Origin of the sequence: Xanthobacter aminoxidans, from assembly GCF_023571765.1 — a bacterium.
Taxonomy (GTDB): Bacteria; Pseudomonadota; Alphaproteobacteria; order Rhizobiales; family Xanthobacteraceae; genus Xanthobacter; species Xanthobacter aminoxidans.
The window spans coordinates 340900-366772 of sequence record NZ_JAMJXC010000001.1 but is presented as its reverse complement, the minus strand read 5'-3'; the positions used below and the strand labels follow the sequence as shown (position 1 = coordinate 366772).

Below are 25873 nucleotides of genomic sequence, written 5' to 3'. Positions count from 1 at the left end.
CGCAGCACGGGCCGACGGCGGGGCTTCGCGCTAGCGCTTCACCAGCGAGATGACGAACAGGAGGATCACCGCACCGATGGTCGCGGAGATGATCTGTCCGATCACGCCGCCCACGAGGATCACGCCGCCGAACAGGAAGCCGCCGATGATGGCGCCGACGATGCCCACGGCGATGTTGCCCACCAGGCCGAAGCCGTAGCCCTGGAAGAGCTGGCCCGCCAGGAAGCCGGCGACCGCCCCGACGATGATCATCCAGATGATGCCCATGAACTTCTCCCATGCCCTTGTGTCGGCGCCGGCCGTCCGGCGCGGAACACCGCCACTCTAGCGGGGCGCGCCGCCGCCGGAAACGCCAGCGCAGCCGGAAACGCCAGCCGGGAAACTCCAGCGGGGTCTTGGGCGTTCATTGTCCTGTGCCGCAGCGCCGCATGGCCGAATGTCGGGGTTGAGAATGACTATCGCCTTGGATTTTTTCTCTGCTACGCTGCATTGCGAGATAGGGACTTAACGACGCGACCGAACGGTCCACACCAGGAGAGGACGACAGCCATGGCCCAGACGGCAGCCGCCAATACGAACGAGGGACCGGTGAAGGACCTTTATGAGCTCGGCGAGATTCCGCCCCTTGGTCACGTGCCCGCCAACATGTACGCCTGGGCCATCCGCCGCGACCGCCACGGGCCGCCGGAGCAGTCGTTCCAGCTGGAGGTGGTGCCCACCTGGGAGCTGGGCGAGCAGGACGTGCTCGTGCTCGTGATGGCCGCGGGTGTGAACTACAACGGCATCTGGGCCGGCCTCGGCGAGCCGATCTCCGTGTTCGACGTGCACAAGGTGCCCTATCACATCGCCGGTTCCGATGCCTCGGGCATCGTCTGGGCGGTGGGCTCCAAGGTGAAGCGCTGGAAGGTGGGCGACGAGGTGGTCGTCCACTGCAACCAGGACGACGGGGACGACGAGGAGTGCAACGGCGGCGACCCGATGTTCTCCCCCTCCCAGCGCATCTGGGGCTATGAGACGCCGGACGGCTCCTTCGCCCAGTTCTGCCGGGTGCAGGCGCGCCAGCTGATGCCGCGCCCCAAGCACCTGACCTGGGAAGAGAGCGCCTGCTACACCCTCACCATGGCCACCGCCTACCGCATGCTGTTCGGCCATCCGCCCCATGATGTGAAGCCGGGCGACTATGTGCTGGTGTGGGGCGCCTCGGGCGGCCTCGGCGTGTTCGGCGTGCAGCTCGCCGCCGCCTCCGGCGCGCACGTCATCGGCGTCATCTCCGACGAGACCAAGCGCGACTACGTGCTCGGCCTCGGCGCCAAGGGCGTCATCAACCGCAAGGACTTCAAGTGCTGGGGCCAGCTGCCCAAGGTGAACTCGCCGGAATATGCGGACTGGCTCAAGGAAGCCCGCAAGTTCGGCAAGGCCATCTGGGACATCACCGGCAAGCGCGACGTGGACATCGTGTTCGAGCATCCCGGCGAGAGCACCTTCCCGGTGTCGACGCTGGTGGGCAAGCGCGGCGGCATGATCGTGTTCTGCGCCGGCACCACCGGCTTCAACATCACGTTTGACGCCCGCTATGTGTGGATGCGCCAGAAGCGCATCCAGGGCTCCCACTTCGCCCACCTCAAGCAGGCCTCCGCCGCCAACCAGTTCATCATCGACCGGCGCGTGGACCCCTGCATGTCGGAAGTGTTCCCGTGGGACCGCATCCCCGAGGCGCACACCAAGATGTGGAAGAACCAGCATGCCCCCGGCAACATGGCGGTGCTGGTGAACGCCCCCCGCACCGGCCTTCGGACCTTCGAGGACGTGCTCGAGGCCCTGCCGAAGAAGTGAGGCGCGCCCTTCCGCGCCATCAGGAACGATCTCAGGGCCGCGGCACGCCGCGGCCCTCTTCATTTGCAAAGGACAGCGCCGCGCCATCAAGCGGCCGCGGTGCCGCAGGCATCCCGGCCGTCTGCGCGGTCATCTCCACCGTCGCGAGGTCCGCCCCAGCCGCCACCACGCGGTTGCGACCGGCGCGCTTGGCGGCATAGAGACCGGCGTCGCCGCGCCGGAACAGGGTTTCGATGGTGGCGCGCTCTCCGGCCGCGATGCTGGCGCAGCCGATGGAGACGCTGCAATCGAGGTGCGACGTCGCCGGCGTGGTCAGCCCGCGCACCGCACGCCGCATCCGCTCTGCCACCACGATGGCCTCCGCTTCCGCCTCGGGCAGCAGCACCGCGAACTCCTCCCCGCCCACCCGGCCGAAGAGATCGTGGGCGCGCAGCGCGCGGTGCAGGCGCTCGGTGACGGCGGCGAGCACCTCGTCGCCGGCCGGATGGCCGAACGTGTCGTTCACGCGCTTGAAGTGGTCGATGTCCACCAGCAGCAGGCTGGCCGGTTCGCCGCGGCCCGCCGCCCGCGCCAGCCGCTCGCGCGCGGCCTCGAAGAAGGCACGGCGGTTGAGGATGCCGGTGAGGGAATCGATGGTCGCGGCGACCAGCAGGCGGCGGTCCACGTCTTCCTTCAGCAGCAGGAGGAAGCCGACCCCAGCACCCACGCAATAGCCGAACATCACCAGAAGCCCCAACGACAGCGCCGGCGGGGCATCGAACACCCCCATCCCGGCGCCGAAGCCGGCATAGGCCCGCATCAGGAAGGCGAGCGACACGAGCAGGTAGAAGCCGGCGATGATGCGCTGGAGGCGCGAGCCCTCCCCATCCCCTGCCAGTGCCGCGAACGCGATGCCGAACAGCGCGCTGATGATGATCGCGGCGTAGCCCACGTAAAGCCCCGGCGTGGTGGCTGCGAGGACGAAGACCACGCTGCCCAGCGTCGCGACGCCGAAGAGCAGCCGGGTGACGCCGCGCCGGTGCTCCCGCGTGTCGACAATGGTCGAGACCTCCAGCGCGAAACTGAAGAAAATGGTGACATTGGCCACATAGACCGAGACGAGGCTGGAGATGTCGCCGCGCAGGCTGATGAGGATGCAGGCAACACCGTGCAGCACCCGGGCGCACACGAAGCGGCGGATGAGCCGCTGCTTGGTCCCCGTTTCGCGATAGCCGAGCAGCAGCAGGCAGACCACGAAGTCCGCCAGGGACATGAGGCGGAAGAGGGTGCGCACATCAAGTGTGCTGAAGAACAGGACGGACAGGCTCATGACCCGTCCCCCCGGACGCCGAGCGCCGAGCGCGAAGGCCCGTCCCGCCGCAGTGCCGCCGCCGCTGCCTGCCCCAAGCCACTGGCCCCCTGCGCTGCCGATGCCCCCCGGCCCGGCATTGCTTTGACCAGTCTATACGCAGATCACCCCGCGGCAGAAGCCGGTGACGACCTCATATTTCAGCTCAACCCCTTCAGGCTGCAGGTTTCAGCGCCTGCAACTCCGCCGGCAGCGCATAGGCCCAGCCCGAGATGGAGCCGGCGCCGAGGCAGATCACATAGTCCCCCGGCTTCGCCAGCCCGGCGACGATGCCGGCCAGCTGCTCCGGCCCGTCCAGCGCCGTCACCGAGCGATGGCCGTGGGCGATGAGGCCCTGCACCAGATGGTCCCGGTCCGCGCCCTCGATGGGCGCCTCGCCGGCGGTGTAGACGGGCGCCACCACCACATGGTCGGCATCGTTGAAGCAGGTGCAGAATTCGTCGAACAGGGAGGCGAGGCGGCTGTAGCGGTGCGGCTGCACCACGGCGATCACCTGCCCCTCGCTCGCCGCGCGGGCGGCCTTGAGCACGGCGGCGATCTCCACCGGGTGGTGGCCGTAATCGTCGTACACGGTCACGCCGTTCCACTCGCCGGTGCGGGTGAAGCGGCGCTTCACGCCGCCGAACTGGGACAGAGCCTCGATGATCTTCTCGTCCGGCACCTTCAGCTCGTGGGCGACGGCGATGGCGGCGGTGGCGTTCAGCGCGTTGTGCTTGCCGGGCATGGGCAGGCGCAGGCCGCGGATCTCGTGCACGGTCTCGCCCGCGCGATTGCGGAACACCACGCCGAACTTGGTGACGCCGCCCTTCAGGTCCACGTCCACCAGGCGCACGTCGGCCTGCGGGTTCTCGCCATAGGTGATGACGCGCCGATCCTCGATGCGGCCCACCAGCGCCTGCACCACCGGATGGTCGATGCACATCACCGCGAAGCCGTAGAAGGGCACGTTCTCCACGAACGCCTTGAACGCCTCCTGCACCTTGTCGAAGGTCTTGAAGTGGTCGAGGTGCTCGGGGTCCACATTGGTGACGATGGCGACTTCCGTGGGCAGCTTCAGGAAGGTGCCGTCGCTCTCGTCCGCCTCCACCACCATCCAGTTGCCGTCGCCGAGGCGGGCGTTGGTGCCGTAGGCGTTGATGATGCCGCCATTGATGACGGTGGGGTCGAAGTTGCCGGCATCGAGCAGGGCCGCCACCAGCGAGGTGGTGGTGGTCTTGCCGTGGGTGCCGGCGATGGAGACGCAGCTCTTCAGCCGCATCAGCTCGGCCAGCATCTCGGCCCGGCGCACCACGGGCAGGCGCTTGGCCCGGGCGGCCATCAGTTCGGGATTGTCGCGCTTGATGGCGGAGGAAACCACCACCACGTCGGCGTCGTCCACGTTGGCGGCGGCGTGGCCGATCATCACCTTGATGCCGCGCTCGCGCAGGCGCTTCACGTTGGCGCTGTCGGCCACGTCCGAGCCCTGCACCTCGTAGCCGAGATTGTGCAGCACCTCGGCGATGCCGCTCATGCCGATGCCGCCGATGCCGACGAAGTGGATGGAGCCGAGGCCGGACGGCAGCTTCATGCGCTGTTTCCCCTGAAGGTTGCGACCGCGCCGCCGCCCGCCAGATGCCGGACGAGACCGCCCAGCCGCTCGGCGGCGTCAAGCACGCTCTGGCTTCTGGCCCGATCGGCCATCCGCGTCAATGATGCGGGTTCGGCGGCAAAGGTATTGAGTTCCAGCGCCAGCCGGTCCGGCTCGAATTCCACCTGCCGCAGCACCAGCGCCGCGCCCACCTCGGCGAGGGTGCGGGCGTTGGCGGCCTGATCCTGGTCCAGCGCATGGGGCAGCGGCACGAGGATGGAGGGCCGGCCCAGCGCGGCGAGTTCCGCCACCGTCCCCGCACCCGAGCGCGAGATGACGAGATGGGCGCGCGCCATGCGCGCCGGCAGATCGTCGAAGAAGGTCTTCACCTCGGCCCGGACGCCGAGCCGGGCATAGGTGTCCTGCACCCGTTGCAGATCCTCCTCCCGCGCCTGCTGGACGAGGACGAGGCGGCTCCGGAGATCGGCGCCGAGCCGCGCGATGGCCTCGGGCACCACATCGGACATCACCCGCGCGCCCTGGCTGCCGCCGAAGACCAGCACATGGAGGTCGCCACCGGGCACGGGCGGGTCATAGGGCGCCGCAGCAGCCGCGATGGCGGCGGGGCGCAGGGGATTGCCCGTCCACACCGCCTTGGCCTTCAGCGCGGGATCGGCATCCACCACGCTGGGAAAGCCGGTGGCGATGGCGGTGACGCGGCGCGCCAGCATCCGGTTGGCCCGGCCCATCACGCCGTTCGCCTCATGCACGATGCTCGGCACGCCGGAAAAGCTCGCCGCCAGCAGCGGCGGCACAGTCGGATAGCCGCCGAAGCCCACCACGGCCACCGGCTTCACCCGGCGCAGCAAGGCGAGGCTGGAGACGAAGCCGGAGGCGAGCGCAAAGCCGGTGCGGGCGAGCGAGATGGGGGAGCGCCCGCGCACCGTATCGGCCGGCAGAACGTGCAGCTCCCGCGCCGGGAAGTGCCCGGCATAGCGGGCGGCGCGGGCGTCGGTGGCGAGATCCACCGTGAAGCCCTGCCGGGTCAGCACGGCGGCCAGCGCCTCGGCCGGAAACAGGTGGCCGCCGGTGCCGCCGGCGGCGAGAAGGACGAGATCGGTCACATTATCCCCTCGGGCCACGGAGCGGCCGAAGCATCAGGCAGCGTGCCGCAGTGCCCCGGCAATGCGGCGGTTCCGCGTCCGCGCGCCGCGCGATCAGGCCGGATCGGGCATCGCGGCGGGCGGCGACACCGGGCGGGCGAGGCTCTCGCCCCGGCGCGGATCGGCGCCATGGCCCTCGCTGAGCCGCGCCAGCGCCGCGGCGCCGGGCCGCTTGCGCGAGAGGGCCAGCAGCATCCCCATGCCGAAGGCGATGGAGATGAGCGAGGAGCCGCCATAGGAGATGAAGGGCAGCGTCATGCCCTTGGCCGGCGCGATATGGACGTTCACCGCCATGTTGATGGAGGCCTGCAGGCTGAACAGCAGCGCAAGGCCGGTGATGGCGAAGCGGGTGAAGGGATCGCTCTCCTTCGAGGCGCGCGAGAGCGAGCGCAGCAGGATGAAGGCGAACAGGGCGAGGATGATGAGGCACAGGATGATGCCGAACTCCTCGCCCGCCACCGCGAACACGAAGTCGGTGTGGCCGTCCGGGAGCATCCGCTTCATGGTGCCCTCGCCCGGCCCGGTGCCGAACCAGCCGCCGCTCCTGAACGAGTTCAGCGCCGCGTCGATCTGGTAGGTGTCGCCGGAATCCGGATTGAGGAAGCGGTTGATGCGCTTCTGCACGTGGGACACGGTCATGTAGGCGATGAAGCCGCCGCCCGCGCCGACGCCCACCAGCCCCACCATCCAGATCCAGCGCAGGCCGGCGAGGAAGAACAGGGACGACCAGACGAGACAGATCAGCAGGCTCTGGCCGAAGTCCGGCTGCTTCACCAGCGGGCCGAGCACGCTGCCGAGCAGGAGGAAGGCGAACAGGGTCGCCGGCATTTCCGGCCGCTTGGTGCTTTCCGCGAACAGCCATGCGGCGAGGATGACGAAGGCCGGCTTGATGAATTCGGACGGCTGCACGGTGATGCCGGCGATGGTGAGCCAGCGCCGCGCGCCCTTCACCTCCGGCCCGAACACCAGCGTGGCCAGCAGCAGCACGAAGAACACGCCGAACACCACGACGCAGGTGCGCCGGATGGTGCGGGGCGACATGAAGGAGGTGGCGATCATCACCACCGCGGCGGGGAGGAGGAACAGCACCTGCCGGTTCACGAAGTGGAACGGGTCGGCGATGTTGAGGCGGGCGGCCACCGCCGGGCTGGCGGCGAGGCACAGGATGATGCCGATCACCATCAGCCCGCAGAGGCTTGCCAGCAGGGCGCGGTCCACCGTCCACCACCATTCGCTCAAGACGGTGCGGTCGGCGCGCGACATCATGGGACGCATACTCCGGGACGAGACATTTCCCGCACCATGCCCCCGCGTTGGTTGACGGCCGATTAAGGATCGTCGTCACGCTCCGGGGGCATCGCGGAACGGCGCCGGGCGCCCTATCTTTGCCTCGTGGCCAGAGCGAGCAAGGCGCGCAGCGCGACACCGTCCGGGGCATCCGCCCTTCCCGAGCCGTTCGCCGGCTGGTTCCGCACGCGGGGCTGGACGCCGCGGGCGCACCAGCTCGACCTCATCGCCGCCGCCGAGAGCGGACACTCGGTGCTGCTCATCGCGCCCACCGGCGCCGGCAAGACGCTGGCCGGCTTCCTGCCGACCCTGATCGAACTGAGCCGGCCGAAGGCGAAGATCCGCAAGGCCGCCGCCCCGGTGGCCGAAACCCCTGAAACAGACGCCGGCGCGGCCCCCGTGCCCTTCGCCCGCTGGCAGGCGGAGCGGCCGGCCTCGCCGCTGCACACGCTCTATATCTCGCCGCTGAAGGCGCTGGCGGTGGACATCGCCCGCAATCTGGAAGCCCCGGTCGAGGAGATGGGGCTCGACATCCGCGTGGAGACCCGCACCGGCGACACGCCCGCCTCGCGCCGCCAGCGCCAGCGGCGCGACCCGCCGCACATCCTCCTCACCACGCCGGAGCAGATCTCCCTGCTGCTCGCCTCCAAGGATGCGGAGCACCTCTTCTCAGGCCTGAAGCGCGTGGTGCTGGACGAACTGCACGCCCTCGTCACCTCCAAGCGCGGCGACCTGCTATCCCTCGCCCTCGCGCGGCTGCGCGCCATTGCCCCCGGCCTGCAATGCGTCGGCCTCTCCGCCACCGTGGCGGAGCCGGACGACCTCAGGCGCTATCTGGTGCCGCAAATCCACAACGAAGATGAGGATGCGGCCGAGCCCGCGCTCGCCGATCTGGTGATCGCGGCGGGCGGGGCGGCCCCCGACATCTCCATGCTGGAGAGCCGGGCGCGCATGCCGTGGGCGAGCCACACGGCCCAGCACGCCTTCGCGGAGATCTACGAGCTGATCGGCGCCAACAAGCTGTCCCTCGTCTTCGTGAACACCCGCTGGCAGGCCGAATTCCTGTTTCAGGAACTCTGGCGCATCAACGACCTCAACTATCCCATCGCCCTCCACCACGGCTCCCTCGCGGTGGAACAGCGGCGCCGGGTCGAGGCGGCCATGGCGGCGGGGAAACTGAAGGCCGTGGTGGCCACCTCCTCCCTCGACCTCGGCATCGACTGGGGCGATGTGGATCTCGTCATCAATGTGGGCGCGCCCAAGGGCGCCTCCCGCCTCATGCAGCGTATCGGCCGCGCCAACCACCGGCTGGACGAGCCCTCCCGCGCCGTGCTGGTCCCGGCCAACCGGTTCGAGGTGCTGGAATGCCGGGCCGCGCTGGAGGCGGTGAAGGCAGGCGCGCAGGACACCCCGCCCGAGCGGGAAGGCGCGTTCGACGTGCTGGCCCAGCACATCCTCGGCATGGCCTGCGCCGCGCCCTTCTCGGCTGATGCGCTCTATGGCGAGGTGCGCTCGGCCGCGCCCTATCGCGCCCTGTCACGCGAAGATTTCGACGCGGCGCTCGATTTCGTCGCCACCGGCGGCTACGCCCTGCGCGCCTATGAGCGCTACGCCAAGATCCGCCGCACCAGGGACGGGCTGTGGCGCGTCGCCAATCCCATGATCGCGCAAGGCTACCGGCTGAACGTGGGCACCATCGTGGAAGCCTCCATGCTGAAGGTGCGCCTCGTCTCGGCGCGCGGCGCAGCCAAGACCGGCGTTGCCGGGCGGGTGCGCTTCGGCGGGCGGCTTTTGGGCGAGGTGGAGGAATATTTCGTCGAGACGCTGGTGCCCGGCGACACCTTCGTCTTCGCGGGGGAGATCCTGCGCTACGAGGTGCTGGTGGAGGACGAGGTTTATGTCTCGCGCACCACCGCCACCGAGCCGAAGGTGCCGGCCTATGCGGGCGGCAAGTTCCCCCTCTCCACCTTCCTCGCCGCCGGGGTGCGGGCGCTGCTCTCCGCCCCCGAGCGCTGGGCCGCCCTGCCGCCGCAGGTGCGCGACTGGCTGGAATTGCAGAAGGCCAAGTCCCGCCTGCCCGGCCGGGACGATCTGCTGGTGGAGACCTTCGAGCGGTCGGGGCGCTATTACCTCGTCACCTACCCGTTCGAGGGCCGGCTCGCCCACCAGACGCTGGGCATGCTGCTGACGCGCCGGCTGGAGCGGGCGCGGCTGAAGCCGCTGGGCTTCGTCGCCAATGATTATGCCCTCGCCGTCTATGCCGCCGGCGACATGGGGGCCGCCATCAGCCAGAGGCGGCTGTCGCTGGACGACCTGTTCGACCAGGACATGCTGGGCGACGATCTGGAAGCGTGGCTGGCCGAGAGCGCGCTGATGAAGCGGACCTTCCGCCATTGCGCCGTCATCGCCGGGCTCATCGAGCGGCGGTTTCCGGGTAAGGAGAAGACCTCGCGCCAGGTCACGGTCTCCACCGACCTCATCTATGACGTGCTGCGCCGGCACGAGCCGGACCACCTGCTGCTGCGCGCGGCGCGGGCGGACGCGGCGACCGGGCTGCTGGACGTGAAGCGGCTGGGGGAAATGCTCGCGCGCATCCGCGGGCATGTGGTGCACCAGCCGCTGCCGCGCGTGTCGCCGCTGGCGGTGCCGGTGCTGCTGGAGATCGGACGGGAGAGCGTGGGCGGCGACGCCAACGAGGCGCTGCTCGCCGAGGCGGAGGAGGAACTGGTGCGGGCGGCGACGGAATGAGCGTCAGGCGCGCCGGGACCGTCAGGCCAGCCTTGCGCGGATCACCTTCCGCGAATCACCAATCCCCGCCTGCGGGCGTCAGGCCCGATGCGCTCAAGCACATGAAATTCCCTCGCGGCAAGCCTTTGCGGCACGCCACGTCCCGTCCCCGTGGCGCATTTCGCACCTGCGAAGACAAATCGGAGCTGTTGCATCCATGAGACGAGCAACTTTGAACCGGCTCCAACTTCATCACAATCGCGTGATCGACCAGGGCACAAAAGGCCCGCACAATCTTCCGCTGACTCAGAAGACCGCGCCCACGACCGTCGCGACCGAAGCGGCGCTGGCCTCGTGGGGGGCGAAAAACGCAGCGATACCAAGGATGGACACCAGAGCGCCCGTGACAGCAAGCTTGCGAAGCATGGCTTTACTCCCAGATCCCGTAAGATCCCGTTCTGCACCGACAACGATGCAGGGGGATTAAGAGTTCCTTAACCAAGTCACCCTGAACCCTTTTTGATGCTTGCGTTAACGAAGTGTTCAGGAAAGTCACGGGTCCGTGACGCCGGGCCCGCGGAAGTCACCGGACCGGCCACCCCGGCGACGACTTCAGCGGTTCGTGATGTTGCGCTGCAAAATAAAGTAACGCGGATGTAACCGGCAGGAGGGGAAGCATGTCGTTGAGCGGCGTACCGTCGAAGAGCCGATGGCACGATGTGGAGGCCCCCGGGCTGGAGGAACTGGAGCAGCTGGCGCAGGAGGCCTTCGCCGCCCTGCCGGACTCGTTCCGCGCCCTGTGCCAGGGCCTCGTCATCAAGGTGGAGGACTTTCCCACCGACGAGGTGCTGGACGAGCTTGGCGCCGAGACCCCGTTCGACCTGCTCGGCCTGTTCCACGGCATCGGCCGCGCGCAGGGCGGGGCGGTGGCCCAGACCGGGCAGATGCCCAACATGGTGTTCCTCTATCGCCGCCCCATCCTCGATTACTGGGCGGAGAACGAGGAAACCCTCGGCGATGTCGTCACCCACGTGCTGGTGCACGAGATCGGCCATCATTTCGGCCTCAGCGACGACGACATGGAGGCCATCGAGGACCGGGCCAATTGACCGCAGGCAAAACACTACCTTGGCACTGGACCCAGCGGCAGCGCTTTCTAGAATGACTCCAAAAAGGAGACCTCCATGCCTGTCGATCCTCGCATGACCCGTTACGGGCCGGCCCTGCGCGCCCTGCACTGGCTCACCGCCATCGCCGTCTTCACGGCATTCGGCGTGACCTACCTGGAACAGTTCTTCGCGCGGGGAACGCCGGCACGGGGCATGGTGTGGTGGGTCCACATCTCGGTTGGCCTCCTGCTCATCGCGCTGGTGGCGGTGCGCATTCCCGTGCGCATCTTCGGCCGCAATCCGCCGGCCTCGACGCAGATCAGCCGGCCGGTGGCCATCGCCTCGCACATCGTGCACGGGCTGCTCTATCTCGCGCTCATCGCCACGCTCGCGCTCGGCGTCTATCTCGCCTTCCTGCGCGGCAATGCGGTGTCCTTCTTCTCGCTCTTCACCATCCCCTCGCCCATCGCGGTGAACCGCGACCTGGGCAAGCAGGTGCAGGAGATCCACGAGCTGATGGCCAACGCCGTGATCGTGCTGGCCCTGCTGCACGCAGCGGCCGCCGTGCTCCATCACGTCGTGCTGAAGGACGACGTGCTGAAGCGCATGCTGCCGGAGCGCCTCGCCCCCTGACGCGCGCGCCGGCGGGGCCAAGGCGCTGTGCAAGGCGCGGCGTGCCTGTTATGGATGAACGTTACGGGCGCGCCCTGCGGGGTGCGTCCGGCGCGCCATAGACACGGGCTGCGCCGCCGGGTTTCAGCCACCGAGGCCCGGTACCCGAGACCCGGCAGACGGATAAGGCAGAAGGTCCCATGGAGAAGTTCACGGTCCTGGAGGGCGTCGCGGCGCCGATGAAGCTGGTCAATGTCGACACCGACATGATCATCCCCAAGCAGTATCTGAAGACGATCCAGCGCACCGGCCTCGGCAAGGGCCTGTTCTCCGAGATGCGCTATCTCGACGACGGCGCCGAGAACCCCGCGTTCGTGCTGAACCAGCCCGCCTACCGCTCTTCCAAGATCCTCGTCGCTGGCGACAATTTCGGCTGCGGCTCCTCGCGCGAGCACGCGCCGTGGGCGCTGCTGGACTTCGGCATCCGCTGCGTGATCTCCACGTCGTTCGCGGACATCTTCTACAACAACTGCTTCAAGAACGGCATTCTGCCCATCGTCGTCTCCAAGGACGACCTGGACAAGCTGTTCGACGACGCCGAGCGCGGCGCCAACGCCACCCTCACCATCGATCTGCCGGCCCAGGAAATCCGCGGCCCCGACGGCGGCGTGGTCAAGTTCGAGATCGACCCCTTCCGCAAGCGCTGCCTGGTCGAGGGTCTGGACGACATCGGCCTCACCCTCCAGAAGGCGCCGGCCATCGACCAGTACGAGACCACCAAGGGCGCCGAGCAGCCCTGGCTGTGACGCCGTGAACCGGCCGCGGCGCTGACGGGAAGGACGGGCGGGCGATGGAACCATCCCCCGACCCTTTCCCCCCGGGCGCGTTCACCCCGGGTATGCGGCCCGCAGCCCGCGCCATCGTCATCGGCGCGTCGGCGGGCGGGCCTCCCGCCCTCGGCCGGTTGCTCGCCGCGCTCGATCCGGAACCGGACGTCGGCATCGCATTGGTCAACCACGTGGGGGCGGACGGCCCGGACCTGCTGCCCGCCATCCTCGCCCGTCTTTCGGGGCGGGCCGTCATTCTCGCGCAGGAGCGGTGCCCCCTTGCGGGTGGCCTTGTCCATGTCGCCCCTAGCGGTTACCACTTGGAAGTGGGGCGGGACCGTTGTTTTTCACTCTCCGTGGACCCGCGGGTGTGCTATTCGCGTCCTGCAATTGACGTTCTGTTCGCCAGCGCCGCCGAGGCCTACGGTGACGCCCTGGCTGGAGTGGTCCTGACCGGCGCCAGCAGCGACGGGGCGGAGGGACTGAAGCGCATTCGCGAACTGGGAGGCCGTGCCTTCGTGCAGGAGCCGTCGGAAGCCGAGGTCGATACCATGCCGCTGGCCGCGCTTCAGCGCGCCGGCGCGGACCTCTGCGCCCCGCTGGCCGTCCTCGCCGAGGCGCTCACGGCGTTCGGCCGTAACCCGCGCGGAGACTTGAGCGGGCACTTGCGACCGAGGATGGCCGAATGAGCATGGCCGATCTGCCCAAGATTCTCGTCGTCGACGACGTGCGCGCCAACCTTGTCGGCATGCGCCGCCTGCTTGCCCCCGTGAAGGCCGAGATCTACGAGGCCCATTCCGGCAACGAGGCGCTGGCGCTCTGCCTCGACCACCGCTTCGCGCTCATCCTGCTCGATGTGCAGATGCCCGATATGGACGGGTTCGAGGTGGCCGCCCTCCTCAACAACGACCCGGCCACCTGCGACGTGCCCATCGTGTTCGTGACCGCGGCCTATCACGACGACATCAACCGGCTGAAGGGCTACACCTTCGGCGCGGTGGACTACATCGCCAAGCCCATCAACGACGCCGTGCTCCTCTCCAAGGTCACGGTCTTCCTCGACCTGCACATCTCCAAGCTGCGCCTCAAGGGCGCGCTGGAGGAGCTGGAGAAGCGCAACCGGCAGCTGGAGATCGAGATCGAGGAGCGCCGCCGGGTCGAGAAGCAGATCCGCCACATGGCGACCCACGATGCCCTGACCGGCCTCGGCAACCGCATCCTGTTCGTGGAGCACCTGACCCGCGCGCGCGCCCAGGCGCAGCGCCACGGGCGGGAATTCGCTTTGCTCTACATCGACATCGACGGCTTCAAGCAGGTCAACGACCGGCACGGCCACGGGGTGGGCGACAAGCTGCTGTGCGCCATCGCCAACCGGCTGCGCGGCAACCTGCGGCAGGAGGATTTCGCCGTCCGCCTGTCGGGCGACGAATTCGCTGTCATCATGGTGGACCTGGCCGAGGGCGATGCCGCCCACGCCCAGGGCCAGCGCCTGTGCGAGGTGCTGCGCGAGCCCTATATCGTCTCCTACAACGATCAGGCCTACACGGTCAGCGTCGGCGCCAGCATCGGCATCGCGCTCTATCCGCGCCACACCACCGACGAGACCGAGCTGATCCGCCTCGCGGATACGGCCATGTACGAGGTGAAGCAGCAGGGCAAGGACGGCGTGCGCCTCGCCATCGCCCGGCCGGTGGTGCAATCGGCCTGAGCCCCCCTGAAGGGGTGCGGGGTGCGGGCGCGGTGCGCCTTCGCAGCCCGGCGCGGCCGTGATATCCGGGACAGTGCGGGCGGATGGCTCCCCCGCGACCAGACCACGGCCCGCCCACCGCCCAGCCACCGCCTTTCGGGAGCTTCATGCCGAAGTCCGCCAGCCGATCCGTCGTCGTCGACCTCATCGCCGTGCTTGCGGCCGTGACCGGCGGCGAGCCGCGGGTGATGACGGTGGAGCATGGCTCGGCCCTGCCCTCCGGCCCGTTCGAGCTGGCGCACCGCTCCCTCCAGCAGGGCCTGCGCGACTGGGTGGAGCAGCGCACCCACCATCCGCTCGGCTATCTCGAGCAGCTCTACACCTTCGCCGACAAGGACCGCGCCGGGGCGGAGAGCGCCGCGCGCACCATCTCCATCTCCTATCTCGGCCTTGCCCGCGAGCAGGCAGCCACGGCCGGCGCCGCCGAGTGGCACGGCTGGTATGAGTACTTCCCGTGGGAGGACCACCGCGACGGGCCGCCGCCCGTCATCGCCACAACGCTCGCGCCAGCCCTCGTCGACTGGGCGGAGGCGGCCCCCTCGGTGGCCGAGCGCAGCCACCGCCGCCAGCGCGCCGCCCTCAGCTTCGGGCTCGACGGCGCGGCCTGGAACGAGGAGCTGACCCTCCAGCGCTACGAACTGCTCTTCGAGGCCGGCATCGTCGCGGAACGGCTGCGCCGCGAGGGGCACGCGGAGGCCGCGGGGGCCGGACGGGCCATGATCGCCGACCACCGGCGCATCCTCGCCACAGCGATTGCGCGGCTGCGCGCCAAGATCAAATACCGCCCGGTGGTGTTCGAGCTGATGCCGCCCACCTTCACTTTGCTCCAGCTGCAACGCTGCGTGGAGGCCATCGCCGGCCGGACGCTGCACAAGCAGAATTTTCGCCGGCTGATGGAGCAGCAGGAACTGGTGGAGGAAGCCGGCGGCGCCACCACCGAAACCCTTGGCCGGCCTGCAAAACTCTTCCGCTTCCGCCATGCGGTGGTGGAGGAGCGGGCCTTCGCCGGAACGAAATTGCCCCTCGCACGCTCTTGACAAGACTTATGCTCAGGATAAGCATATGCCCAACATATGCTCAAACTGAGTATAGACAATGGTCGCATCCACCCTTTCCGCCGCCCCCGTTTCTCCCACTCCGGATGCCCTCGCGGCGGCTTTCGCCCGCACGGCGCCGCTCTACGAGAAGGTCCGCCGGGTGGTGCCGCCCGCCGACTGGGCCTTCCTCGCCGAGGATGCGGAGGCGATCCTCCGGCTGAAGCGCGAGCGCAACGCCGTCATCCTCGCGCACAACTACCAGACGCCGGAAATCTTCCACTGCGTCGCCGACATCGTGGGCGACAGCCTGGCGCTGGCCCGCGAGGCCATGCGGGTGGATGCGGACGTGATCGTGCTGGCCGGCGTCTACTTCATGGCCGAGACGGCGAAGCTGCTGAACCCGGGCAAAACCGTCCTCATTCCCGATCAGGACGCCGGCTGCTCGCTGGCCGATTCCATCACCGCCGCCGACGTGCGCCTCATGCGCGCCGCCCATCCCGGCGTGCCGGTGATCGCCTATGTGAACACGTCCGCCGCCGTGAAGGCCGAGGTGGACGTGTGCTGCACCTCGGGCAATGCGGCGCGGGTGGTGAAGTCGTTCGGCGTGCCCAAGGTCATCATGCTGCCGGACCAGTATCTGGCGAAGAACGTCGCCGCCGAGACTGGCATCGACATCATCTCCTGGGCCGGCCAGTGCGAGGTGCACGAGCTGTTCACCGCCGCCGACGTGCGCGAGCTGCGCGCGGCCAATCCCGGCGTCACCGTGCTCGTCCACCCGGAATGCCCGCCGGAAGTGGTGGCGGAAGCCGATTTCGCCGGCTCCACCGCCGCCATGAGCGACTATGTGAGCGAGAAGCGCCCGCCCCGCGTGGTGCTGCTCACCGAATGCTCCATGGCCGACAATGTGGCGGTCCACTATCCCGACATCGACTTCGTGCGCCCCTGCAATCTCTGCCCGCACATGAAGAAGATCACGCTCCGCAATATCCGCGCCGCGCTGGAGAACAATCTCCACGAAGTCACCATCGACCCCGAGATCGCCGCGCGCGCCCGGGTCTCGGTCGAGCGGATGCTGGCGCTATGACCCACACGCCTTTAGAAGGCCGGCCCGTCATCGTCGGCGCCGGCATCGCCGGGCTCGCGGCCGCCCTCTTCCTCGCCCCCGAGCCGGTGGTGCTCGTCACCCGCGCGCCGCTCGGCACGGACGGCTCCAGCCCGCTGGCGCAGGGCGGCATCGCCGCCAGCGTCGGCGCGGACGACGATGACGCCCTCCACCTCGAAGACACCCTGGCGGCGGGCGACGGCCTTTGCGATGCCGAGGCCGCCCGCCGCATCCTCTCCGCCGGGCCGGAGGCCATCGCCGCACTTGAACGCCTCGGCGTGCGCTTCGACCGCGACGCGGCCGGCGGCCTGCTGCTTGGCCTCGAAGCCGCCCACAGCCGGCGCCGCATCGTCCATGCGGATGGCGACGGCACCGGGCGGGAACTGGTGCGCGCTATGTCGGAAGCCGAGCGGGCCTGCCCCTCCATCACGCTGGTCGAGGGTGAGGCGCGGCGCATCCTGATGCGCGATGGCGCAGTCTGCGGCCTGCTCGTGGCCACCGCCGAAGGCGCGCGGGTGCTCGCCACACGCCGCCTTGTGCTGGCGACGGGCGGGGTCGGCGCGCTCTACGAACACACCACCAATCCCGTCGCCTCCTGGGGCGTGGGCATCGCGCTGGCCGCCGAGGCCGGGGCGGAGCTGGCGGACCTGGAGTTCGTGCAGTTCCACCCCACCGCGCTGGCGACGCCCGCCCGCCCGCTCCCCCTCATCAGCGAGGCGGTGCGTGGCGAAGGCGCGCTCATCGTGGACGGCGCTGGCCGGCGCATTCTGGAGAACGTGCCGGGCAGAGAGCTGGCGCCGCGCGATGTGGTGGCCCGTGCCGTCTGGCGCGAAGTGGTGGCGGGGCGCGAGGTGTTCCTCGATGCCCGCGCCAGCCTCGGCGCGCGCTTCGCCACCCGCTTCCCGCAGGTGGCGGCCGGCTGCCGCGCCGCCGGCATCGATCCGGCCACCGACCTCGTGCCCATCCGCCCTGCCGCGCACTACCACATGGGCGGCATCGCGGTGGACGCGGCAGGCCGCAGCACCGTCCCCGGTCTCTGGGCGGCGGGCGAGTGCGCCGCCACGGGCCTGCACGGCGCCAACCGCCTCGCCTCCAACTCCCTGCTGGAAGCGGTGGTGTGCGGGCGGGAGGTGGCGCACAGCATCGCCGGGCAGGCGGCGGGGCGCGCGATCGCGCCCGCCCCGTCCGGCCTGCCCACGCCGGCCGATACGGCTCCGGCCCGCGCCATCGTCTCCCGCCTCGTCGGCGTCACCCGCGATGCGGAGGGGCTGACGACGGCGCTCGCCCGCCTGCTGCCGCTGGCCGAAGGCTCAGGCCCCGCCGCCGCCCCGGCCCGCGTCGGCCTGATGATGGCGGCCTCGGCCCTCGCCCGCACCGAAAGCCGCGGCGCCCATGCGCGCACGGATTTCCCCGCCACCGCGCCGGTCGCCCGGCGGTCACGCATCACCCTTCCCGCGGCGCTCGCCGCCGCCCGGCGCGTGCGCGTGCCGGACCTCGCCTTCGCCTAAAGCATTTTCGAGCGAAGTGGGTACCGGTTCGCGTGAAGAAAATGCGTCAACTCAATAACGTGGATCATTTCCCCGTTCCGCGAAACGGGGAAATGATCCCATCGAACGGAGCCGCCATGGCCGCCCTCGACCCGCTCCCCGAACTGATGGTGGAGCCCATCGTCCGCGCCGCGCTGCTGGAAGACCTCGGCCGCGCCGGGGACATCACCACCGATGCGGTGGTGCCGGCCGGACACGTCAGCCGCCTCGTGCTCGCCGCCCGTCAGGACGGCGTGGTGGCGGGCCTCGACTGCGCCCGCCTCGCCTTCCGGCTGCTGAATCCGGACGTGCGTTTCACCCCCATCGTAGCGGACGGATCGCGCGTGACGCCCGGTACCGTGCTGGCCGAGGTGGAAGGCCCCTCGCGCGCGCTCCTCACCGGCGAGCGCACAGGCCTCAACCTCACCTGCCGCCTCTCCGGCATCGCCACGGCGACCGCGTCGCTCGCGGATGCGGTGGCGGGCCACAAGGCGCAGATCGTCTGCACCCGCAAGACCTCGCCCGGCCTGCGGGCGCTGGAGAAATACGCCGTGCGCGCCGGCGGTGGCGCCAACCACCGCTTCGGCCTCGATGATGCGGTGCTGGTGAAGGACAACCACGTCGCCATCGCCGGCTCGGTGGCCGAGGCGGTCAGGCGCGTGCGCGCCCGCGCCGGTCACATGGTGAAGGTGGAGGTGGAGGTGGACACCCTCGCCCAGCTGGAAGAGCTGCTGACGCTCGGCGCCGATGCCGTGCTGCTCGACAACATGACCCCCGCCACCCTGACTGAGGCCGTGCGCATGGTGAACGGGCGGATGCTCACCGAGGCCTCGGGCCGGGTGAACCGCGAGACGGCGCCAGCCATCGCAGCGTCGGGCGTGGACCTCATCTCCGTGGGCTGGCTGACCCACAGCGCCCCCATCCTCGACATCGGCCTCGACTGGGTGGGCTGACGGGCGATCACAGCCGCACGCCACGCAGGCTCTGGGAGGGCGCCGCGCCGAAGGTGCGGCGGAAGTCGTGGGTGAAGTGCGCCTGGTCGGCAAAGCCGGCCGCATGAGCGGCGGCGGTGAAGCTGCTGCCGGCGGCGATCTCGCCGATGGCCCGCCGCATCCGCCCCCAGGCGCGATAGCGGCGGAACGGCACGCCCATCTCGGCGGTGAACAGGTGTTGCAGCCGCGAGGGGGAGAGCCCGACCTGCCGCGCGAGGGCGGCAAGCTCCGGCACGCGCTCCGCATCGGTCATCGCCGCCGCCACCCGCTGGATGCGGGGATCGAGCCCGGCACGGGCGCGCCGGCGGGAGACATCCACCACATCGGCCAGGGCCGCGCCGGCCCAGCCGGCCGCGTCCGGCGCCTCCCACAGTTCGCGCAGCAGCGGCAGCCCGCCCCCGCCGCCGAAGAGGGCGCCCTGCTCCTCCCGCGCATTGGCCACCAGAGGCGCCAACGCATGGGCGCCGTCCACGCTCGGCTCCAGATAGAAGACGGCGATGGGCTCGCCGCCCACATCCAGCTCATGCACCACCCCGGCCGGCACCAGCGCGGTGCGGCAGGCCTGCCAGCTACCGCCTTGGACCCTGAGCCCGAACGGGCCGTAGAGACCGGCGAGGAACACCGGGGCGCCGTGCTGGTGCGGGGCATTGTAGACGAGCGGCCCGGCGAAGAAGGTCCGGCCCGCATCCAGGAACCAGAGCGGCCCGAGGCCCTGCCCCGGCGCAGCACGTTCGTACAAGCGGGGCCGCGTGCCCATACCTAGGCTCCTCCCGCCGGCACTTCATCACATCGCCGCGGGCTGCACAAAGCCGCCCGCAGGGGGACCGCCATGCAGACGCCAACGCCCCGCGGCGCGCCCAGCCGCCGCGCCCTTCTCGCCGCCGCCATCGCCGCACCGGCGCTCCTGCGCACGGGGCGCGCGAGCGCCATGGCGCCCCAGCGCGGCGCCCTCCCCGTCACACCCTTCCGCTTCCGGCTGGGCGCGTTCGAGGTGACGACCGTGCTCGATGCCGCCGCCATGATCGACGGGCCGTGGCCCATCGTCGGGGAGGACCGGCCGGCGGCGGAGGTGGCGGCGCTCATGCAGGCCAGCCTGCTGCCGGAAAAGCGCTTCCGGCCCGGCTTCACCCCGACGCTGGTGAACACCGGGTCCCAGCTCCTGCTGTTCGATGCCGGCAATGGCGCGAACGGCTTCATCCCGAGGCCGAACGGGGGCTGGCTCACCCAACAGATCGCCGCCGCCGGCTATGCGCCCGAGCAGGTGGACGTGGTGGTGCTCTCCCACGCCCATGTGGACCATATCGGCGGGCTGGTGGAGGCGGGCAAGGAGATGTTTCCCAAGGCCCGCTACGTCATCGGCGATGCGGAATATGCCTACTGGGCCGCGCCCGAGCGCCTTTCAGCGGCGCCCGACAGCCTCGAACACGCCACCGCGCAGGTGTTCGCCGGCAACCTCGCCCCTTTCGCCGATCGCATCACCCGGGTGCGGCCGGGCGCCGAGATCGTGCCCGGCATCCATGCGGTGGAGGCCTTCGGGCACACGCCCGGCCATCTGGCCTTCCATGTGGAGAGCGGCGGCAAGCGGCTGCTGGTCTGGGGCGATTGCGCCCACCACGAAGTGGCGTCGCTGGCGCATCCCGAGTGGCACGCTCTGTTCGACATGGACAAGACGCAGGGCGCCGCCACCCGCAAGCGCATCTACGACATGGCCGCCACCGACCGCATCCCGGTGGTGGGCTATCACACGTCCTTCCCGTCGGTGGGCTATGTGGAGCGGCAGGGCGGCGCCTATCGCTGGCTGCCGCTCACCTACCAATTGGCGGAGTGAGCCCCGGATACGAAAACGGCCGGGCGATGAAGCCCGGCCGTCCGTGTTCAGGAAGGAAAGAGGCTCACGCCTTCGGCCAGTTCCGCACGTCCACGAAGTGGCCGGCGATGGCCGCCGCCGCCGCCATGGCGGGGGAGACGAGGTGGGTGCGGCCCTTGAAGCCCTGACGGCCCTCGAAATTGCGGTTCGAGGTGGAGGCGCAGCGCTCCTCGGGGGCGAGGCGGTCGGCATTCATGGCGAGGCACATGGAGCAGCCCGGCTCGCGCCACTCGAAGCCCGCCTCGATGAAGATCTTGTCCAGACCCTCGGCCTCGGCCTGCTCCTTCACGAGGCCGGAGCCCGGCACGACCATGGCGGAGACGTTCGGGTTCACCTTGTGGCCGCGGGCGATGGCCGCCGCCTGCCGCAGGTCCTCGATGCGCCCGTTGGTGCAAGAGCCGATGAAGGCCCGGTCGATGGTGATGTCCTGGATCTTCGTGCCCGCCGTGAGGCCCATGTAGCCCAGCGCGCGGATCTTGGCGGCGCGCTTGCCCTCGTCCTCGATGAGCGCCGGATCGGGCACGACGCCCTCGACGGACACCACGTCCTCGGGGCTGGTGCCCCAGGAGACGATGGGCGGCAGGTTGGCGCCGTCGAGATGGATCTCGGCGTCGAAATGCGCGCCCTCGTCCGAGCGCAGGGTCTGCCAGAAGCGGAGCGCGGCATCCCAGTCGGCGCCCTTGGGGGACTTCGGCCGGCCCTTGAGATACTCGAACGCCTTCTCGTCGGGGGCGACCATGCCGGCGCGGGCGCCGCCCTCGATGGACATGTTGCAGACGGTCATCCGCCCTTCCATGGAGAGGGAGGTGATGCCCTCGCCGGCATATTCGATGACGTAGCCCGTGCCGCCGGCGGTGCCGATGGTGCCGATGATGGCGAGCACCACGTCCTTGGCGCCGACGCCTTCGGGCAGCGGCCCGGAGACGGTGACGCGCATGTTCTTCGCCTTCTTCTGGATCAGCGTCTGGGTGGCGAGCACATGCTCCACCTCGGACGTGCCGATGCCGTGGGCGAGGGCGCCGAACGCGCCGTGGGTGGAGGTGTGGCTGTCGCCGCAGACGATGGTGGTGCCGGGCAAGGTGAAGCCCTGCTCGGGGCCGACCACGTGCACCACGCCCTGGCGCTTGTCGAAGCCGTCATAATATTCGACGCCGAATTCCTTGGTGTTCTCGGCGAGCGCGGCGATCTGCGCGACGCTCTCCGGGTCCGGGTTCGGCAAAGTGCGGTCGGTGGTGGGAACATTGTGGTCCACCACCGCGAGGGTCTTCTGCGGGGCGCGCACCTTGCGCCCCGTCATGCGCAGGCCCTCGAAGGCCTGCGGGCTCGTCACCTCGTGCACCAGGTGGCGGTCGATGTAGAGCAGGCAGGTGCCGTCATCCTGCCGGGAGACGACGTGGTCGTCGAAGATCTTGTCGTAGAGCGTCTTGGGGCCGTTGACCGGGGCGTTCATCGCATTGTGTCCTGAGGAGAGGCCGGCGCGCGTCGGTGCGGCCGGGCCGGTAACGATGGAGGGCGGTTGTCCGTCGCGCCGCGTGCGGGCGCGTCAAGGGCGGGCGTCAAAGCACCGAGGACGCCGCCGTGGTGAAGCGGCCGAAGAAGCGGCCGGGCAGGCGCACATGGTCGGGCACCGCCGCGAACTCCATCGTCGTGCGCGCGAAAGGGCCGGCCCCGCAATGGGCCGCCCGGTCGAGGCTGTGGCGATGGTCACGCGTCTGTCGCATGGGGCGGGTTTTTAGCAGTTCCACGCTGACGCGACAATCCGGCGCGCGCAGCTGTGAAACAGGACGGCCGGTCGCACACTGCCCTTGGCTTCGCCATCATCCTGGGCGAGGCGGTATACAGTCGCCGGCGGTGTCGAGGGGGAAGGAGTTTCGGGTGCAGTTCGTTTCCAATTTCCACGGGGTGCAGTTCCTCGATACCGTGGTGAGCCTTGCCGCCGCCTTCCTGTTCGGCACGCTGATCGGCGCCGAGCGGCAATATCGCCAGCGCACCGCCGGGCTTCGCACCAACGTGCTCGTGGCCGTGGGCTCCGCCGCCTTCGTCGATCTCGCCGCCAGCCTCGGCGGCCCGAGCGATGCCATGCGCGTCGCCGCCAACGTGGTGACGGGTGTCGGCTTTCTCGGCGCCGGCGTCATCATGAAGGAAGGCATGAACGTGCGCGGCCTCAACACGGCCGCGACGCTCTGGTGCTCGGCCGCCGTGGGCAGCTGCGCCGGAGCCGACCGCCTGGCCGAGGCGGCGCTCATCACCTTCATCATCATCGCCGGCAACACGGTGCTGCGCCCCGTCGCCCGCGCCATCGACCGCGCGCCCCTCGACGCCCGCCGCTCGGAAGTCAGCTACGAGGTGCGCCTCACGGTGGATTCCGCCGCCGCCGCCGATCTGCGCGACGTGCTCATCGACACGCTGGAGGGCGAGAAATATCTCGTCAGCGACGTGGACGAGGAGCCCGGCACCGACGGCGCCGTGGTGCTGGTGGCGAAGCTCGTGACCACCTCGGTGGTCCCCGCCGAACTGGACGCCATCACCGACCGTCTGGCGAAGCGGCCCCATGCCCGCCATGCCACATGGGAAAGCGTGACGGAGGAATAGCGCCCCCTTCGCCTTGCGGCAGGCAGGGCCGCCGGCTCGTCAGCCCGGCCCCCGCTCCCCCACCAGATGCGCGGCGGCGGAACCGGCCGCATAGAAGGCCGCCTGCGCCGCCCGCCAGCGCGGGACCGTCACCTCGCGTTCCGGCAGCGGCACCTCTTCCGGCCGGATGCGCCCCAGCACCAGATCGGCCAGCAGCCGACCGAACACCGTGCCCGGGCCGATGCCCCGGCCGTTGTAACCGCTGATGGAGACGACGTTGCGCGCGAGGCGCCGGAAGCGCGGCAGGGCGTCGTCGGTCATGCCGATGGTGCCGAACCAGCCGGCCTCGAACGGCGCCGGCGGCAGCTCCGGGAAGAGGCGGGCCAGCGCCCGCCGGGCATAGGCTTCATGCACCCCCGCCAGCCCGCCGAGCGCGCCGATGCTGCCGAACACCAGCCGCCCGGCCGCATCATAGCGCAGGGAGGTGAGCACCTGCTGGGTGTCCCAGATGCCCTGCCGGCCGGGCAGGATGCGCTGGCGAAGGGCGTCCGGCACCGGAGGGGTGGCGAAGTTGAAATAGGGCAGCGGCACCTGCTCGCGGGCGAGGCGCTCCCACGGCCCGAAGCTGTAGGCGTCAGTCGCGACGATGATCCAGTCCGCCACCAGCGTGCCCCCATCGGTGCGCAACACCCAGCCGCCGGCCCCCTCCTCCGCCGACCGCACCGGGCTTGCCGTATGGATCACCGCCCCCGCACCCATCGCCGCGCGGGCAAGGCCCCGGGCGTAAGCGAGGGGTTGGATGGTGCCGGCGCGGTCGTCCAGCAGCGCGCCACGATATCGGCCGCCGCCGATCATCGTGCGGGCCGCGTCGGCATCGAGCAGGTGAACCGGCGCACCGCGCGCCTGCCACTGGGCGGCACGGGCCTCGATCTCGGCCCGCCCGGCGCGACCGACCGCGCAATGCAGCGTGCCGTTGGGCGTCGCCTCGCAGCCGATGGCGTGGCGGGCGACGAGGGCGAACACCTCCGCCGGCGCCCCGCCGAGGAGGGAGAGCAGCCCCTCGCCCTTCTCGGCGCCGAGGGTGGCGACGATGTCGTCGGGCATGACCCAGAGCCCGGCATTGACGAGGCCCACATTGCGCCCCGCTCCGCCCGAGCCAATGCCGGCGGCCTCCAGCACCCTCACCCGCGCGCCCGCCCCGGCCAGCCGGAGCGCGGCGGCAAGGCCGGTATAACCGGCACCCACAACGGCCACATCGACCCGCGCGTCGCCACCCGCGTCACCCGCAAGCGGGGCGGTCTCCGGTGGCGGCGGGGCGGTCATCGCCCACAGGCCGTGGCTTTTCGGATCGGTGCCGGGGGCGGGAGGCATCTGCATGGCCTCTTTGTACAATATCGCCCGGCCACGGGAATGACCTTGCGTCCGCTGGGCGGCAACGAAGAATTAACCATCCCGGCCTCAGGATGGTCCGGGGTCCCCTCAGATTGAATGGAACCCGCCGCCAGTGCGTACCTCCCTCCCGCAAGGAGAATGAAGCGCCGGCTTAGTTGCCATTGAATCGGCACGGCGCATGCTCTTTGGGCGCACTTTTGTGTTTCCTGGGCTCCTTTGATATGAGGAGCGCCCAGTAGAGATTATTCGGAGCTGCGTGATGGCTAATCCGCGCGTCTATGTTTACCAGTTCGCCTCCGGCTCCCAGTGGGCGGCCGGCGACAGCGTGGAGGCGTATCTGCGCCGTCTTCTGGATGTGGACTTCGCCCAGTCGCTCCGCGCCGACCGCCTCGCGGCGGTGACCGCCTTCCTCGACGAAGCCTTCCAGCTGGCCCACACCATCGGCTGGAGCGGCAGCGCGCGGGACATCCCGCAGATGTTCTCCCTGCCCGGCATGCCGGCCGAGGAAGCGGTCCACATGATCGCCTGGGAGCAGGAAGACGGCGTGGCCTTCATCGCCTCGCCCTATCCGCTGCCGTGGCTCGACGCCAAGGCGTCCCGCACCACCGATTCCGACCGCGCGGTTCCGGTGGAGGCCGCCGCCGCCCCCGTCGCCCGCCCGGTGCAGCAGCCGCCGCTGGAAGTGGTCTCGGCCCAGGCCGAGGAAGCGGTGGAAGCCGCCCTCGACCCGTTCTCCGAATATGTGCGCCGCGAGGAGGCCGCCCGCCTCTCGCGTGAGCCCGCGCCCCTCGCCGAGGATCGCGACGCCGCCCGCCGCTTCTTCTGAGCGAACCGATCACCCGATCCGCGATGCGCGCCCCCCAAGGGCGCGCATCGTCGTTCCGGGGCCCCTCTTTCCAGTCTGGAACGATGCCAGAGCGCGCGTGCGCCTTGCTCCGGCCGCAACGCTTGGATAGATGATTCACGGTGTGGACCGCGGCGCAGCCTCTTCGACACAAGCCGGCGCGGTTGACCTTGCGTGATGTTCCGTGGTGCGTGGTGGCGTTTTCCCATCCTGATGGCCCCAAGGTGAATCCAGCGTCCGTCGCAATGCCGCGCGCCGTCCATGCGCGGGGCATCCGGCTTCGGGCATGTTCCAAGGCTGATCGGTCCGGTTCCATGCCGGA

23 protein-coding genes are annotated in these 25873 nt (G+C 69.9%); 14 read left to right on the top strand and 9 right to left on the bottom strand.

The features are described 5' to 3' along the window. Nucleotides 1-30: 30 nt before the first annotated feature. Nucleotides 31-267: a GlsB/YeaQ/YmgE family stress response membrane protein gene (locus tag EJ105_RS01630; RefSeq protein ID WP_024277182.1), complete on the bottom strand. Its 237-nt coding sequence runs from the start codon at nucleotides 265-267 to the stop codon at nucleotides 31-33. A 282-nt stretch (nucleotides 268-549) separates the two neighbouring features. On the opposite strand from EJ105_RS01630, the gene ccrA reads away from it, so the two are divergent. Then, nucleotides 550-1833 carry a crotonyl-CoA carboxylase/reductase gene (gene ccrA / locus EJ105_RS01625; protein ID WP_029556796.1) on the top strand — a complete coding sequence of 428 codons (1284 nt, stop codon included), beginning with the start codon at nucleotides 550-552 and terminating at the stop codon, nucleotides 1831-1833. Nucleotides 1834-1864: 31 nt separating this feature from the next. Here ccrA and EJ105_RS01620 read toward each other — a convergent pair whose 3' ends face one another. The 4 genes from EJ105_RS01620 to ftsW all read right to left on the bottom strand — a co-directional run bounded on the left by EJ105_RS01620 (nucleotide 1865) and on the right by ftsW (nucleotide 7177). Then, nucleotides 1865-3142, bottom strand: coding sequence for a GGDEF domain-containing protein (locus tag EJ105_RS01620; RefSeq protein ID WP_250165052.1), 1278 nt, complete (start codon nucleotides 3140-3142; stop codon nucleotides 1865-1867). A 193-nt stretch (nucleotides 3143-3335) separates the two neighbouring features. Further along, nucleotides 3336-4748, bottom strand: a complete 1413-nt coding sequence (gene murC / locus EJ105_RS01615) for a UDP-N-acetylmuramate--L-alanine ligase (RefSeq protein ID WP_029556794.1) — start codon at nucleotides 4746-4748, stop codon at nucleotides 3336-3338. Further along, entirely contained in the window at nucleotides 4745-5872 is a 1128-nt protein-coding gene (gene murG, locus EJ105_RS01610) for an undecaprenyldiphospho-muramoylpentapeptide beta-N-acetylglucosaminyltransferase (RefSeq protein ID WP_250165051.1), read from the bottom strand. The genes murC and murG overlap by 4 nt, the downstream gene beginning before the upstream one ends. 93 nt (nucleotides 5873-5965) lie before the next feature. Continuing rightward, the gene (gene ftsW, locus EJ105_RS01605) at nucleotides 5966-7177 is read right to left on the bottom strand and encodes a putative lipid II flippase FtsW (protein WP_029556792.1); all 1212 of its coding nucleotides are present in this window, start codon (nucleotides 7175-7177) and stop codon (nucleotides 5966-5968) included. A 126-nt stretch (nucleotides 7178-7303) separates the two neighbouring features. Here ftsW and EJ105_RS01600 point away from each other — a divergent pair, with 126 nt between their 5' ends. From EJ105_RS01600 to nadC, 10 genes are all read left to right on the top strand, one after another. Continuing rightward, complete coding sequence (locus EJ105_RS01600; RefSeq protein ID WP_250165050.1) at nucleotides 7304-9946, top strand: ligase-associated DNA damage response DEXH box helicase; 2643 nt, start codon at nucleotides 7304-7306, stop codon at nucleotides 9944-9946. 656 nt (nucleotides 9947-10602) lie between these two features. Further along, nucleotides 10603-11034 carry a metallopeptidase family protein gene (locus EJ105_RS01595; protein ID WP_024277175.1) on the top strand — a complete coding sequence of 144 codons (432 nt, stop codon included), beginning with the start codon at nucleotides 10603-10605 and terminating at the stop codon, nucleotides 11032-11034. 75 nt (nucleotides 11035-11109) lie between these two features. Further along, a complete protein-coding gene (locus EJ105_RS01590) occupies nucleotides 11110-11667 on the top strand; it encodes a cytochrome b (RefSeq protein WP_029556790.1) in 558 nt (185 codons plus the stop codon). A gap of 179 nt (nucleotides 11668-11846) precedes the next feature. Further along, on the top strand, nucleotides 11847-12452 hold the full coding sequence (gene leuD, locus EJ105_RS01585; protein ID WP_029556789.1) for a 3-isopropylmalate dehydratase small subunit: 606 nt from the start codon (nucleotides 11847-11849) through the stop codon (nucleotides 12450-12452). Nucleotides 12453-12496: 44 nt separating this feature from the next. Continuing rightward, on the top strand, nucleotides 12497-13162 hold the full coding sequence (locus EJ105_RS01580; protein ID WP_250165049.1) for a chemotaxis protein CheB: 666 nt from the start codon (nucleotides 12497-12499) through the stop codon (nucleotides 13160-13162). Then, entirely contained in the window at nucleotides 13159-14181 is a 1023-nt protein-coding gene (locus EJ105_RS01575; RefSeq protein ID WP_024277171.1) for a two-component system response regulator, read from the top strand. Before EJ105_RS01580 ends, EJ105_RS01575 begins: the two co-directional genes overlap by 4 nt. 146 nt (nucleotides 14182-14327) lie before the next feature. Continuing rightward, nucleotides 14328-15257 (top strand): NUDIX hydrolase, encoded by a 930-nt coding sequence (locus EJ105_RS01570; RefSeq protein WP_250165048.1) that lies wholly within the window; start codon nucleotides 14328-14330, stop codon nucleotides 15255-15257. Nucleotides 15258-15315: 58 nt separating this feature from the next. Beyond that, entirely contained in the window at nucleotides 15316-16341 is a 1026-nt protein-coding gene (nadA, locus tag EJ105_RS01565; protein WP_250165047.1) for a quinolinate synthase NadA, read from the top strand. Next, entirely contained in the window at nucleotides 16338-17867 is a 1530-nt protein-coding gene (locus EJ105_RS01560) for an L-aspartate oxidase (protein WP_250165046.1), read from the top strand. Before nadA ends, EJ105_RS01560 begins: the two co-directional genes overlap by 4 nt. 116 nt (nucleotides 17868-17983) lie before the next feature. Next, on the top strand, nucleotides 17984-18838 hold the full coding sequence (nadC, locus tag EJ105_RS01555; RefSeq protein WP_250165045.1) for a carboxylating nicotinate-nucleotide diphosphorylase: 855 nt from the start codon (nucleotides 17984-17986) through the stop codon (nucleotides 18836-18838). A 7-nt stretch (nucleotides 18839-18845) separates the two neighbouring features. Here nadC and EJ105_RS01550 read toward each other — a convergent pair whose 3' ends face one another. Beyond that, complete coding sequence (locus EJ105_RS01550; protein ID WP_250165044.1) at nucleotides 18846-19616, bottom strand: helix-turn-helix transcriptional regulator; 771 nt, start codon at nucleotides 19614-19616, stop codon at nucleotides 18846-18848. 90 nt (nucleotides 19617-19706) lie between these two features. Between EJ105_RS01550 and EJ105_RS01545 the strand changes: the two genes are divergently transcribed. Then, complete coding sequence (locus tag EJ105_RS01545) at nucleotides 19707-20705, top strand: MBL fold metallo-hydrolase (protein WP_250165043.1); 999 nt, start codon at nucleotides 19707-19709, stop codon at nucleotides 20703-20705. 64 nt (nucleotides 20706-20769) lie between these two features. On the opposite strand, the gene leuC is transcribed toward EJ105_RS01545, so the two are convergent. Both leuC and EJ105_RS01535 read right to left on the bottom strand, forming a co-directional pair. Continuing rightward, entirely contained in the window at nucleotides 20770-22194 is a 1425-nt protein-coding gene (gene leuC / locus EJ105_RS01540) for a 3-isopropylmalate dehydratase large subunit (RefSeq protein WP_029556781.1), read from the bottom strand. 106 nt (nucleotides 22195-22300) lie between these two features. Further along, nucleotides 22301-22465 (bottom strand): hypothetical protein, encoded by a 165-nt coding sequence (locus tag EJ105_RS01535; protein ID WP_155982206.1) that lies wholly within the window; start codon nucleotides 22463-22465, stop codon nucleotides 22301-22303. A 154-nt stretch (nucleotides 22466-22619) separates the two neighbouring features. Here EJ105_RS01535 and EJ105_RS01530 point away from each other — a divergent pair, with 154 nt between their 5' ends. After that, nucleotides 22620-23336, top strand: coding sequence for an MgtC/SapB family protein (locus EJ105_RS01530; RefSeq protein WP_029556780.1), 717 nt, complete (start codon nucleotides 22620-22622; stop codon nucleotides 23334-23336). Between the two features lie 39 nt (nucleotides 23337-23375). Here the strand turns inward: EJ105_RS01530 and EJ105_RS01525 are convergent, their stop codons facing one another. Beyond that, nucleotides 23376-24692 (bottom strand): NAD(P)/FAD-dependent oxidoreductase, encoded by a 1317-nt coding sequence (locus EJ105_RS01525; protein WP_394041907.1) that lies wholly within the window; start codon nucleotides 24690-24692, stop codon nucleotides 23376-23378. A gap of 274 nt (nucleotides 24693-24966) precedes the next feature. Between EJ105_RS01525 and EJ105_RS01520 the strand changes: the two genes are divergently transcribed. Beyond that, nucleotides 24967-25533 (top strand): hypothetical protein, encoded by a 567-nt coding sequence (locus EJ105_RS01520; RefSeq protein ID WP_029556778.1) that lies wholly within the window; start codon nucleotides 24967-24969, stop codon nucleotides 25531-25533. The last annotated feature ends 340 nt before the right edge of the window (nucleotides 25534-25873 follow it).

Excerpts from the sequence above, each read along its gene's own strand:
- EJ105_RS01630 (WP_024277182.1), bottom strand. The coding sequence starts at position 267 with ATGGGCATCATCTGGATGATCATCGTCGGGGCGGTCGCCGGCTTCCTG.
- ccrA (WP_029556796.1), top strand. The coding sequence starts at position 550 with ATGGCCCAGACGGCAGCCGCCAATACGAACGAGGGACCGGTGAAGGAC.
- EJ105_RS01620 (WP_250165052.1), bottom strand. The coding sequence starts at position 3,142 with ATGAGCCTGTCCGTCCTGTTCTTCAGCACACTTGATGTGCGCACCCTC.
- murC (WP_029556794.1), bottom strand. The coding sequence starts at position 4,748 with ATGAAGCTGCCGTCCGGCCTCGGCTCCATCCACTTCGTCGGCATCGGC.
- ftsW (WP_029556792.1), bottom strand. The coding sequence starts at position 7,177 with ATGATGTCGCGCGCCGACCGCACCGTCTTGAGCGAATGGTGGTGGACG.
- EJ105_RS01595 (WP_024277175.1), top strand. The coding sequence starts at position 10,603 with ATGTCGTTGAGCGGCGTACCGTCGAAGAGCCGATGGCACGATGTGGAG.
- EJ105_RS01590 (WP_029556790.1), top strand. The coding sequence starts at position 11,110 with ATGCCTGTCGATCCTCGCATGACCCGTTACGGGCCGGCCCTGCGCGCC.
- leuD (WP_029556789.1), top strand. The coding sequence starts at position 11,847 with ATGGAGAAGTTCACGGTCCTGGAGGGCGTCGCGGCGCCGATGAAGCTG.
- EJ105_RS01580 (WP_250165049.1), top strand. The coding sequence starts at position 12,497 with ATGGAACCATCCCCCGACCCTTTCCCCCCGGGCGCGTTCACCCCGGGT.
- EJ105_RS01575 (WP_024277171.1), top strand. The coding sequence starts at position 13,159 with ATGAGCATGGCCGATCTGCCCAAGATTCTCGTCGTCGACGACGTGCGC.
- EJ105_RS01570 (WP_250165048.1), top strand. The coding sequence starts at position 14,328 with ATGCCGAAGTCCGCCAGCCGATCCGTCGTCGTCGACCTCATCGCCGTG.
- nadA (WP_250165047.1), top strand. The coding sequence starts at position 15,316 with ATGGTCGCATCCACCCTTTCCGCCGCCCCCGTTTCTCCCACTCCGGAT.
- EJ105_RS01560 (WP_250165046.1), top strand. The coding sequence starts at position 16,338 with ATGACCCACACGCCTTTAGAAGGCCGGCCCGTCATCGTCGGCGCCGGC.
- nadC (WP_250165045.1), top strand. The coding sequence starts at position 17,984 with ATGGCCGCCCTCGACCCGCTCCCCGAACTGATGGTGGAGCCCATCGTC.
- EJ105_RS01545 (WP_250165043.1), top strand. The coding sequence starts at position 19,707 with ATGCAGACGCCAACGCCCCGCGGCGCGCCCAGCCGCCGCGCCCTTCTC.
- leuC (WP_029556781.1), bottom strand. The coding sequence starts at position 22,194 with ATGAACGCCCCGGTCAACGGCCCCAAGACGCTCTACGACAAGATCTTC.
- EJ105_RS01535 (WP_155982206.1), bottom strand. The coding sequence starts at position 22,465 with ATGCGACAGACGCGTGACCATCGCCACAGCCTCGACCGGGCGGCCCAT.
- EJ105_RS01525 (WP_394041907.1), bottom strand. The coding sequence starts at position 24,692 with ATGCAGATGCCTCCCGCCCCCGGCACCGATCCGAAAAGCCACGGCCTG.
- EJ105_RS01520 (WP_029556778.1), top strand. The coding sequence starts at position 24,967 with ATGGCTAATCCGCGCGTCTATGTTTACCAGTTCGCCTCCGGCTCCCAG.